At 70.2% G+C, this 11,140-nt stretch carries 9 protein-coding genes; 2 read left to right on the plus strand and 7 right to left on the minus strand.

The annotated features are described in order from the left end of the window. Nucleotides 1–8: 8 nt before the first annotated feature. Both ACFV15_RS20535 and ACFV15_RS20540 read right to left on the minus strand, forming a co-directional pair. The gene (locus ACFV15_RS20535) at nt 9–806 is read right to left on the minus strand and encodes a uroporphyrinogen-III synthase (RefSeq protein ID WP_378352077.1); all 798 of its coding nucleotides are present in this window, start codon (nt 804–806) and stop codon (nt 9–11) included. Continuing rightward, nucleotides 799–1,770: a helix-turn-helix transcriptional regulator gene (locus tag ACFV15_RS20540; protein ID WP_378352078.1), complete on the minus strand. Its 972-nt coding sequence runs from the start codon at nt 1,768–1,770 to the stop codon at nt 799–801. Before ACFV15_RS20540 ends, ACFV15_RS20535 begins: the two co-directional genes overlap by 8 nt. Before the next feature lie 62 nt (nt 1,771–1,832). Between ACFV15_RS20540 and ACFV15_RS20545 the strand changes: the two genes are divergently transcribed. Continuing rightward, entirely contained in the window at nt 1,833–2,228 is a 396-nt protein-coding gene (locus ACFV15_RS20545; RefSeq protein WP_378352079.1) for a DUF3224 domain-containing protein, read from the plus strand. A gap of 175 nt (nt 2,229–2,403) precedes the next feature. Then, complete coding sequence (locus tag ACFV15_RS20550; protein ID WP_378352080.1) at nt 2,404–3,525, plus strand: DNA glycosylase AlkZ-like family protein; 1,122 nt, start codon at nt 2,404–2,406, stop codon at nt 3,523–3,525. Between the two features lie 285 nt (nt 3,526–3,810). On the opposite strand, the gene ACFV15_RS20555 is transcribed toward ACFV15_RS20550, so the two are convergent. The 5 genes from ACFV15_RS20555 to ACFV15_RS20575 form a co-directional block, all read right to left on the minus strand. Beyond that, the gene (locus tag ACFV15_RS20555) at nt 3,811–4,947 is read right to left on the minus strand and encodes a S8 family serine peptidase (RefSeq protein WP_378352081.1); all 1,137 of its coding nucleotides are present in this window, start codon (nt 4,945–4,947) and stop codon (nt 3,811–3,813) included. A gap of 14 nt (nt 4,948–4,961) precedes the next feature. Further along, the gene (locus tag ACFV15_RS20560) at nt 4,962–7,115 is read right to left on the minus strand and encodes a hypothetical protein (RefSeq protein ID WP_378352082.1); all 2,154 of its coding nucleotides are present in this window, start codon (nt 7,113–7,115) and stop codon (nt 4,962–4,964) included. A 21-nt stretch (nt 7,116–7,136) separates the two neighbouring features. After that, nucleotides 7,137–9,230 (minus strand): hypothetical protein, encoded by a 2,094-nt coding sequence (locus tag ACFV15_RS20565; protein ID WP_378352083.1) that lies wholly within the window; start codon nt 9,228–9,230, stop codon nt 7,137–7,139. Nucleotides 9,231–9,324: 94 nt separating this feature from the next. Next, complete coding sequence (locus ACFV15_RS20570; RefSeq protein WP_378352084.1) at nt 9,325–9,987, minus strand: sirohydrochlorin chelatase; 663 nt, start codon at nt 9,985–9,987, stop codon at nt 9,325–9,327. Then, nucleotides 9,984–11,018 (minus strand): uroporphyrinogen-III synthase, encoded by a 1,035-nt coding sequence (locus tag ACFV15_RS20575; protein ID WP_378352090.1) that lies wholly within the window; start codon nt 11,016–11,018, stop codon nt 9,984–9,986. Before ACFV15_RS20575 ends, ACFV15_RS20570 begins: the two co-directional genes overlap by 4 nt. Nucleotides 11,019–11,140 lie beyond the last annotated feature (122 nt).

Below are 11,140 nucleotides of genomic sequence, written 5' to 3' on the forward strand. Positions count from 1 at the left end.
GGGAACACTCACGACCCCAACGCGGAGGCGAGCAGCTTCACCAGGGCGCCTAGGCGCTGGCGCTCAGGTTGCAAGGTCGTGATGCCCAGCTCGGCCAGTGGAGCCGCCGTGACCGGGCCGACGCACGCGCAGACGACGTCCCCGCGCAAGGCGTCCACGAGCGCGTCCAACCGGCCCGAGTCGCGCGCCAGCGTGAGCAGGTTCTTCGCCGCGGGCGCACTCGTGAACGCCAAAGCGCCCACCTCGCCCGAAAGAACGCCTTCGATCAGCTGACGCGCGGGCGAGAGGTCTTCCGGCCAGAGCCAGCGGTATGGCTGGGCCTCGATGACCGACGCGCCCGCGTCGAGCAGCTGCCCGGTGAACTCCGGCAGCGGGCCGCCGTGCAGCTGGACCGCCACCCGCGCGCCGGAAACGCCCGTGGCGACCAGGCCGGAGAACAGCTCCGCGTTCGTCTCGGACGCGGCCGACCAGTGCTCGGTCAGGCCGCGGCCACGGACCGCGCCGACCGCTTTCGGGCCGCGCGTGAAGATCCGGGAACGGCCGAGCACCGGGACGAGCTCCATGCCCCAGCCGTCCGCCGCGTCGGCCCAGCCTCGAAAGCCCGCGCCGGTCGTGATGACCGTGAAGTCGACGCCGGACAGCACGTCGGCGGTGGCCGCGCGCAGCAGCGTGTCGTCGGGCAGCGGGACGATGCGAATGGTCGGGGCGTGCCAGACGGACGCGCCCTTGCGTTCGAGCGCGGCGATGAACTCGTCCGCCCGTCGCTCGGCGGTGATGCCGATCGTGACTCCGGTGAGCTCAGCCATATAACGTGCCCATCTCCCTGATCGCCAGCGCGACCTCGTCCCGCAGTTCGGCAGGCTCCAACACTCGCAGATGCCCGCCGAAGCGCAGCAGCTCGCCCAGCGCTGGTTCGCCGTTCTCGACCGGCAGGTCGACGAGCAGCCAGCCGTCGGCGTCCGGCTCACGCGAAGCCCGCGCCTCGCGGACGGCGCGTTCGCCGACCGCACCGCAGTAGAACCCGGCCAGCGCCTGCGCGCGCGGTGACATGTGGACCAGCGCCACGCGCGGGAACATCCGGCGCTCGAACTGTTCGGACCATTCTCGCCAGGTCGAGGCCAGATCGAAGTCGGCTGGACGCTCGAAAACGTCCATTTCCTCGACCTCGAGGATCCGTGACGCGCGATACATGCGATCGCTGCCTTCGCAGCGGCCCGCGAGATACCAGTTGCCCGCCTTCAGGATCAGGCCCAGCGGCATCAGCGTGCGGTCGACGACACGCTGGCCCCACTTCTCGTAGCGGATGCGCAACAGTCTGCTCTGCCAGACGGCTTCGGCGATTTCGGACAGATGCGGCAGGCTTTCGATACCGCGATGCCAGCCGGGCACGTCCAGGTAGAAGCGCTCGGCGACCTTGCCTGCGCGGCTGCGCAGCTCGGCCGGCAGCGCAGCGTAGAGCTTGAGCTGGGCGGCCGCGAGGACCGTGCCGAGGCCCAGTTCGGCCGCCGCGACCGGGAGACCTGCCAGCGAAAGCGATTGCGCCTCCTCCTCGGTCATCCCGGTCAGGCGCGTGCGGTAGCCGTCGACGAGCTGGTAGCCACCAGTGCGGCCGCGATCGGCGTAGACCGGCACGCCCGAGGCGGACAGCGCGTCGATGTCGCGGTAGATCGTGCGGACGGACACCTCGAGCTCCGCCGCCAGCTCGTCGGCGGTCATCCGGCCGCGGTTCTGCAGCAGGAGAAGGATCGAAAGCAGCCTGCTCGCTCGCATGACCTCATTCTCGCAGTAAAACCTGACACAAGCTGACAGGTATGCCAGGCACAGTGGTCCCCATGAACACATTCACCCCGAAGAACTGGGACGAAAAGATCGTCAGCGGGACCGAAGGCGCCCCGAGGGTGGCGCACGCGCACGTCACGTTCGCCTACTCGGGCGTCATCGAGGGCGAATCCGTGTGCGACTACCTGCTCTTCTACCCCGGCGAGGGCTTCGACGGCCGGGGCACGACCTCGCCGGGCCTCGAACGCATCGAGGGCACCGTGGACGGTCGCGAGGGCAGCTTCGTCATCCGGCACGAGGTAGGTTTCGACCTCGAAGGCGTCCACGGCAGCTGGACGGTCGTGCCCGGCTCCGGCACCGGCGAACTCGCCGGGCTGAGCGGCGGCGGCGAAGCGTCCGGCTCGATGGGGTCGCAGACGATGTCCTACACGTTCGAGTACTCGCTGTAGGTCGCGTTTCTCGGATCCGGTGCGTGAAAGTCGTGATCCAGGTTGTTCCTGGCGGTGCCGCGGGATCACCCTCGTACCGGGTTGTACTCGAGTGATGCCGCGGTGCCGCCAGGGACGGCTTGGGCGCGGCTATCGCGTGCCCAAGCCGAGAAACGCGACCTAAGGAGTGGCCGAGGTGCTGGAAGTGGATCGCGCGCAGGTCATGGCGTACCGGATCGCGGCGCAGGGCCTGCACCGCGGCGAAAAGGACGCGGCGAAGCTCGCCGTGTTCGACCTCGGCGTGCAGGACAGCAGCCGCGACACGGCGTTGCACGCGCTCGTCGCGCGGCTCGCGGCGCCGATCACCGGCGAGTCGTTCACCCAGGACGAGCGGTTCGCGCTGGTGTGGTCGCACCGGGGCGCGCAGCACTTCCACCGCCGCGAGGACCTGGCCGAGCTGACGCGGTCGCTCGTGCCGATCGACGAGGCCGACGCGATGGCCAGGATGGGCTGGAACCGCAAGATGGTCGAGGCGGCGGCGATCCCGGCGATGGAGACGCTGTTCATCGCCGCCCGCGCGATGCGCAAGGCCGTCCCGAAGCCGACGTCGAAGGGCGACGCGAGCACGGCCGTCACCAAGCTGGTCCCGGAAGGCCTCACCTACTACTGCCGAGGCTGCCAGGTGGTGCACATCCTGGAGCAGCTGTTCCGGATCTCCTCACTGCACGGCGGCATCCGCCTGGAACCGGACGCGACGCCCGCCGTCCTCGCGCCGCTCGAAGGCCGCAAGCCGGTGAGCACCAGGCCTGACCTCGCGGCCGCGACCGCCGTCGTGCGCCGTTACCTGCATGTCAACGGCCCGGGCACGCGCGCCGACGCGGCCGGGTTCGCGGGCACGACCGCGGGCACCGTGAAAAGCACCTGGCCGGACGACCTGACCGAGGTCCGGGTGGAGGGCAAGCCCGCTTTCCTGCCCCAGGAACGCGTTTCCGAGCTGGAAAACCCGCCGGAACCGGATCTCGTGCGGCTGCTGCCCTCGTGGGATCCGCTGCTGCAGGCGCGGGACCGGGCGATATTGGTGCCGGACCGGGCGCGGCAGAAGGAGGTCTGGCGGATGCTCGGCAACCCCGGCGTCGTGCTGGCCGACGGCGAGATCGCGGGCACCTGGCGCGCGAAAGCGGCCGGGCGGAAGCGTCTCGACTTCGACCTCAGTCCTTTCGAGACACTCCCGCCCGCCGCTCGCGAAGCCGCAGCCGAGGAATCCGAGCGGATCGCCACCGCCCGCGGTTTCGCGGACGTCCGAGTCGCTTGGTCGTGAGCGTTGCATGACGGTGGGGCTCAGCGCCTCCGTTGAGGGTGGCGCTGCGCGACGGATGGGCAGTGAAGCGAGGGGCCGTTGGGTGCGTCCAACGCACTCGGGGGCACCCTCGCTTCACGATGGGGCTCAGGCAAAGGGTGGTGAGTGTTGCCGACGGCCCTTGCGCGAAGGGCAGCAGAGGTTCCATTCGCCCACAAGCGTCGCCCCGGACTCCCGGGTCGTGAGTGGCACGGCCGGTTCTAACCGGCCAAAACACTCACGACCCCAAAGCCACGGCCGAGCCGTCTAGAAGGCCGCTACCCCGTCCGGCGTGCCCAACCCGGTCGGGGCGTCGTAGCCCGGCTTGGCGACGCACAGGTAGTCGCCGCCGCACTTGTCGCCGTTGAACCGCGGGTCGTTGTTGCCGGTGACGACATCGAAGAAGCCCGTCCGGCCGTACAGGTCACCCGGCTTGCCGAGGTGCCCGGTCCGGCCGTAGAGCCCGGCGACGAACGGCGCCGACGCGCTGGTGCCGTCGACGGTGATCCAGCCACCCACGTCGGTGACGTAGAGCGCGAGCGTTTCAGCGACCGCCGCGACGTCCGCGACCGTTCGCTTGCCGCAGTTCTTGTCCTTCTGCCAACGCGGTTTCGCGACATACGCCGAGCAACCGCTGCCGCTGCCCTGCCACACGGTCTCCGACCAGCCGCGGGCCGTGCCCTCGTCACGCGTCAGCGTTGTCCCGCCGACGGCCACGACCGAACTCAGCACCGCCGGGTAGCTCGCCGCGGTGAATCCGCTGTCGCCCGAGGACGCGACGATCGTCGCGCCGGCGTGCGTGTAGCTCTTCGAAAGCGCCAGCGCGGCTCCGGTTTCCCTGGCGCCGTAGCTGTTCGACACGACCTTCGCACCGAGACGCACGGCCGTCTCCTCGGTCGCCGCCATGTTCTCCAGCGAGGGGTTGTCCGCCTCCACCACCAAGATCCGGCAGGACGGGCAGGCTGCCGACACCATCGAGACGTCCAAAGTGGACTCGATCGCCCAGCCGGACTGGAACGCGGGCAACGGCGTCGCGTCGCCGCGCTGGTTGACCTTGCGGAAGCAGCCGTTGGCTGTCGTGCACGCGGGCAGGCCGAACTGCGCGCGGTAGGTGTTGAGGTCCGACTCCAGATTCGGTGCGTCGTAAGCGATCGAGATCGCGACCAGCGTGTCGGCGCCGCCACCCGCCGGAAGCCGGTACGCCGCGGCGAGATCGGTGGCTCCCCAGCCGGACGGCACGTCGGCGAGACCGCGCACGGCCGGCGTGTACGAAGTCAAGCAGCGCACATAGCCAGGCTTGTCGTCGGGACAGGCCACACGCTGGCCGGGCTCGGCCGTCGCGGTGCCCGCAACCGCCGTCAACCCCGCGGCCACCGCGAAGAAGGCACAAAGAACACGTCTCATGATTCCCCCTGTTTTCAGCGCGCGACCTGGAAGGCGCGCGTGATGGTTTCGGTGATGGCGCCGCCCGCCGCGTCCTGCGCGGTCACGCGCAGCGAGACGTACCCGCTCCCGAAATTCGGGAACGACGCGGTGAAAGCGGCGCGGAACTTCCCGTCGCCCTGCCCGGTCACGGCCGCGTCCGTCCAGGTCGCCCCGTCGTCGAGGGAGAACTGCGTGGTCACGCCGGTGATCGCGCTCGCGGCGGCCTGCTGCAGATGCCCGACGGTGAGGTCGACGTACTGCGGCCCGCCGTAGGTGTACCCGGCAGGGAGCAGCTCCCCGACCGAATAACCCAGTGTCAGCAACGGTTCCACCGCACACGCCCGGTCCTGTGTGTACCGCTGGCAGACGAACGCGCCGGGCAGCGTCGCGCCTTCGACGTGCTGGGACTTCCACGTCCACTCGGTGTGCGAGGCCGTGGCGAGCGTGAACATCGGCCCGGCACGGCTCGCGTCGAGGCTGAGCTTGAACGTCGACGGGTTCGGGTCGACGGCCTGGTCCAGCTCCAGCGCCCAGGAGGTGCTCTGGTCACCCTTGGCGATCTCGGTCCCGTTCTGGGTCAGCGTGTACTGCCCGGCGACCTTGTCCTGAGCCCCGCGGGAGAAGCCGGGACCGCGATGCCCAGGCTGATTGTCACCGAACGGGATGAGATTGACCTTGAGCTGATCACCCGCACGCCGCGCGGGCGGGACCGTTCGGACCGAACTGTCGTCCGGGGCGACCAGGCTGACCGCGCCGGTCGGATGCAGCGGGTACTTGTTCCAGTCCTCGGTGACCGTTTGGCCCGCGGTGTAGTAGTGGCTCGGCTCCTCTTGCGTGTCACGCGGGTTCAGGAAGCCACCATCGAATTCCGAGTACCTGGAGAAGAACCCGAACCAGCGCAGATCCGGCGCCGCCGAAACGTACTCGGTCTGCCGGATCGGGGTCACGACCTGCTGGGTCGGCCCGCCGCCGCCCTCCTTCTGGAAGGTGAACGTCGGCGCGCGCAGCCGCAGGCCGACCGTCTGGTGGTCCGAGTAGTAGCTGGCCTTGACGGTCGTGACGTCCTTGTCCGTCACGACATAACGCTGCTGCGGGATGAACCCGTGCGTCGGCTTCATCAGGTAGTACTCGTACGCGGGACCCGGCGGCGAGACGAGCCTGGTCTGCGCGTAGCTCTGCAGCTCTCCGATCTTGACCTTCGGCGACGGCGAGACCCACACCGGGACACCCGGCGCGGTGTCCATTCCCAGCGACCAGCCACGGCCGATCGTCGCGGCGCGCCGGTAGAAGAAGCCGTTGTTGGACAACAGCGACGGCCTCGGGGTCACCCATTCGACCTTGCTGGTCGCCCGCGACGCGTCCATCCGGACGGTCACGTCCTTGTTCACGGTGATCTCGGGCTGCGCGACGACGTAGTCGCCGGTTTCGTTGTTCTCGGCATCGCTGGTGTAGTGGATCGCCAGCGCGCTGTAGTGGCCTTCGGGCACGCTGAAAGCCACTTTGCCGTTGAAAAGCCGGCCGACCTCTTCCTCGTAGTCGAGCAGATCGCCGTTGTCGACGTTGTAGAGGAACACCGAGGTTCCGTTGGCGGGCTTGCCATCCGGACCGTTCGCGGCGAACGTGAGCGTCCGCATCACCGAAGACGTCTTGACCTTGGGCGCCGCCGCGCCTGGCAGCCGCAGCGCGCCCGCCGCGAACAGGCCTTGCCCGCCGAAACTGCCGCGTGCCTTGTCTTCGGCGTATTGCTTGGCGAGCGCGGCGCCGAACGCCTTGGCCGCGTCGGCGTCCATGCTCGCCCTGCCTTCGACCGGCACCCGGCCGTCCCGCTCGGCCTTGGCCAGCGCGTGGACGTCGAACAGGCTCATGTCGAGGCCGTTGCCCAGGTACGGCAACGCGATCGCCGGGATCTCGAATGACTTCCCGCCGAGCTTGAGGTGGACGAACGAGCGGGCGATGCCCTTGTCCACGGCGGGTCTGACCTCGGTGAACTCCGTTCCGTCCGGCGAAGTGTGGATCACCACCCGGTCACCGGTGACCAGCAGGACGGTGTCGGATGGTGGCGCATCGGGTTCGGCGATCGCCTGCGCCGCCGTGAGCATGGCCGCACCGGCGGCGATCGCGGAAAGAACGGAGAGAGACTTACGCACAAATACCTCCCAGAATTGGCGCTAGGACAGGACTTTGTAGGCGCGCGTGACGGTTTCCTCGATCGCCCCGCCCGCCGCGTCGGCCGCGGTCACCTTCAGCGAGACATGACCGCCGTTGAAGCCGGGGAACGACGCCGCGAACGCCGCGGTGAACTTGCCTTCGCCGCGCGCGGTGGTCGCCGCGTCCTGCCAGGTCGCCCCGTCGTCGAGCGAGAACTGGACGGTCGCGCCCGTGATCGGGCTCGCCGACGCCGACTGCAGGTGCCCGACGGTCAGGTCGAGGCTCTGCGGCCCGTTCGGCACCCGGCCGTCGACGCCGAGCCCGCCGACCGCGTACCCCAGCGTCAGCAACGGTTCCGCCGCGCAGGCGCGGCTCGGCGGCTGCCCCTTGGGTGACGTGCAGACGAGCGAGCCGGGCAGCGTCGCGCCCTCGACGTGCTTCGACGGCCACGTCCATTCGGTGCGCGTATCGGTGGAAAGCGCGTAGTTCGGCCCGTATCGGTAGGCGTCGAGAGTGAGCTTGAGCGTCGACGGCTTGGGATCGAGGTTCTGGTCGAACCGCAGGTCGACGCCGCGGGCGGCGTTCTCTTCGACGATCGTCGTGCCGTCCTGGGTCAGCCGGTACGAGCCGCCGATCCCGTCGCGGGGCTCGCCGTAGAAGCCCATCCCGGTGTGCCCCGGCTGGTTGTCGCTGAACGGCGTGAGCTCGACCCGGAGCAGGTCGCCGTCCCTGGTCACCGGCGCGATCGTGAAGTTCGAGCTGTCGTCGACCAGGCTGAACGCGCCCGCCGGATGCAACGGGAACTTGTTCCAGTCCTCGGTCAGCGTCTGCCCTGCCCGGTAGTAGTGCCATGACTCGTACTGCCCGCCGTACCAGGCCTGGAACCCGCCGGAGCCGGTCACGCTGTACTTGGCGAGTCCGCCGAACCAGCCGAGATCGGTCCCGGTCGAGACGTATTCGGTCTGTTTCCTCGGCAGCGTGATCGGGTGACTGCCCCCGCCGCCGCCCTCCTTCTGGAACGGGTACATGCCCGCTCGCTGCCGGATCCCGGTCAGACCGAATTCCGAGTAGTAGCTGGCGTTCACGGTCGCGAGATCACTCGCCTTGACCACGTACCGCTGCTGCGGGATGACACCGATGGCGGCCTTCTGCAGCTGGTACTCGTACGGCACACCGGGCGCGGGCGCGGAGATCAGCCTGCTGTGCGGGTACGTCTGAAGCTCGCCGACCCGCACGGGCCTGGCGCTCGGCGCGACCCAGATCGGCGCGGGGCCCGCGCTCACGTCGACGACCTGGCCGGTGCCGACCCGCGCCGCCCGGCGGAAGTAGAACCCGTTATCGGCAGGCAGTGACGGCCGTGGCGTCACCCAGTCGACCTTGCTGGTCGCGCGCGGCGCGTCCACACGAACGGTCGTGTCGGCGGTGACGGCGAACTCTGGCTGGCTCACGAACCGGACGCCGGTGACGTTGTCGTCCGCGTCGGTGCTGATGAACAGGCCCAACGCGCTGTAGTGCCCGTCCGGCGCGCTGAACTTCGCGGTACCGCCGTCGAAGTAGTTGACCTGCTCGTCGAAGTCGAGCAGACCGGCGTTGTCGACGTTGTAGAGGAACGCGACGCCCTCGTTCGCGGGCTTGCCATCGGGCCCCTGCGCGTCGAGGGAGACCGTTCGCATGGGCGACTTCACCTCGGCCCGCTGCGGCGCCTTACCGGCGAACAGGCCCTGCCCGCCGAAGCTGCCACGCGCACGGTCCTCGGCGTACTGCTTCGCCAGCGCCTTGCCGAACTCCTTGGCCGCTTTGGCGTCGGCCGTCGTCGGCCGGGTGTGGATGTCGAAGTCGGCGAGGTTCAGCCCCCGGCCGAGATACGGCAGCGCGGTCGCGGGCACCTCGAACGCCCTGCCCCCGAGCCGCAGGTGGACGAGCGTCGCGGCGACCCCCTTGGCGGCCGCGGGCCGCACCTCGGTGAGCTCCCTGCCGTCCGGCGCCGTGCGGAGCACGACCTCGTCTCCGGTGGGCAGCAGGACCGTGTTCGCGGGCGGGCCGGGATCGGCGACCGCCTGCGGGGCCGCGAAGACGGCGATCCCCACTGTGACCAGGGACAAAAGTTTTCGCACTGGCTCCTCCGATGGTGAGTAGGCACCGATATATAGGCCTGGGGCCTGTAAATCGGTTGCCTCGTCATCGGAAGTTGGGCCGTTCGGCCCAGTGCTACGCGACTTGTGCGCGCCTGACCGAGTGGTAGCGGCGGAGGACCAAATCGGCGATCAGGTCGTGGTCGCCCAGCGGCTCGGCGACCACCGCGGCGCCGGACTCGGCGACGCGACGCTGGAACAGTCCGGGCGCCAGCAGCCACGAAGCCACGGCGACACGGCCGGGCAGCGCGGCGACGACATCGGCGACCGACGGCTCGGCCGTGGCGGCGAAACCGACGCGCACGGGCACGCCGAGCCGTACGGCCAGCGCGTGCGCGGCCGCGTCGACGTCGGCCAGCGCACGAGGGTCGCTGGAGCCGGCCGCGGCGAGCACCACCGAGTCGCCGGGCTCGTACCCGGCCTCGACCAGCCGCGCGCGCAGGACCTCGATCAGCTCGGGCGCGGGCCCGAACGACCGCGCGATGGTCACATCCGGGTGCCCGCTCGCCTCGACCTGGGCGGGGACATCGGTGCGCACGTGATACCCGGCCGCCAGGAACGCGGGCACGACCACGGCCTGCCCGCGCACCGAGCGCAGCACGGTCGTCACGTCGGGGGCCCGCACGTCCGCGTAGGCCACCCGCACCTCGACACCGTGCGCGCGCACGCGGGCGGCGAGCCGTTCGGTCATCTCGGCACCGGCCGGATCGCGCGTGCCGTGCGCGGCGAGGATGATCACAGTGCCGCCTCGACGGCCAGGCGGTAACCCCGCTTCACCACGGTCTGCACCATTTTTCCCTCTCCCAACGAAGTCCTGAGCCGCCCGATGGCCGTCTCGACCGCGTGCTCCTCACCGCCGGACGGCAGCGCCGAGGTCAGCTCACGCCGCGAGATGACCCGGCCGGGCTCGGCGGCGAGCACCCGCAGCAACGCCATCGGCGCCGGTGCGACGTCACACCACTGACCGTCCACAATGGCCGCTTGACCGCGCAGCTCGATACATCGCCCTGCCACCTGCAGCCGCGGCGACCGGGCTTCCAAAGCCTGCGAAACCGTCCGTGCCAGCGCGCCGATCCTCGCGCGCGCCGGCTGCACGGTCGGGATGCCCAGCGCCGCGAGCGGGGCCGCGGTGATCGGGCCCACGCAGGCGACGACGATCCGGTGGGTCAGCGAATCGACAACGCCCGGCAGCCGCGCGGTCCGCTTCGCGAAGGCCAGCATGCTCGCGGCGGCGGGCGCGCTGGTGAACGGCATCGCGTCGATCGAGCCGTCGAGCACCGCGTCGAGCAGCCTGTCCAGCGGCCCTGGATCGGCGGGTCCGACCCAGCGGTAGACCGGGATCTCGATCACTTCGGCGCCCGCGTCACGCAGCGAGTCCACGAAATAGGGCAACGGTTCCCCGTGCAGCTGGACCGCGATGCGCTGACCGTCCACTCCGGACGCGAGCAGGTGCTGCAGTAGTTCGGCGTTGCTCTCCGAGGCGGGCGAGTAGTCCTCCGACAGGCCTGCCGCGCGGATGGCCCCCTTGGCCTTGGGGCCCCGCGCGAGCACCGCCGCCTTGCCGAGCCGGTCGAGCAGCGCCTCGCCGATGCCCCAGCCCTCCGCTGCCTCGATCCAGCCGCGGAACCCGATCCCGGTGGTCGCGACGACGACGTCCAGCCGCTCGTCGAGCAGGCGGGCGGTCGAGGCATGCAGCTCGGTGTCGTCGGAGAGCGGGACGATCCGGATCGCCGGTCCATATCGGACGGTCGCACCCTTGCGTACCAGCAGCGCGCCCCGCCGCGCACCCCGGCGGCCCCCCGGGTTGACCCCCCCCGACCCCCCCCCCCGCCCTCCCGAACCCCCCCCGGCCCACGGCCCCCACCAGCCCCACCCTGATCGCGCGGTCGTAC

The sequence above is a fragment of the Amycolatopsis sp. NPDC059657 genome (genome assembly GCF_042734395.1).
Lineage (GTDB): Bacteria > Actinomycetota > Actinomycetes > Mycobacteriales > Pseudonocardiaceae > Amycolatopsis.

Coding starts and splice junctions, on each gene's coding strand:
- ACFV15_RS20535 (WP_378352077.1), bottom strand. CDS start 806: ATGGCTGAGCTCACCGGAGTCACGATCGGCATCACCGCCGAGCGACGG.
- ACFV15_RS20540 (WP_378352078.1), bottom strand. CDS start 1,770: ATGCGAGCGAGCAGGCTGCTTTCGATCCTTCTCCTGCTGCAGAACCGC.
- ACFV15_RS20545 (WP_378352079.1), top strand. CDS start 1,833: ATGAACACATTCACCCCGAAGAACTGGGACGAAAAGATCGTCAGCGGG.
- ACFV15_RS20555 (WP_378352081.1), bottom strand. CDS start 4,947: ATGAGACGTGTTCTTTGTGCCTTCTTCGCGGTGGCCGCGGGGTTGACG.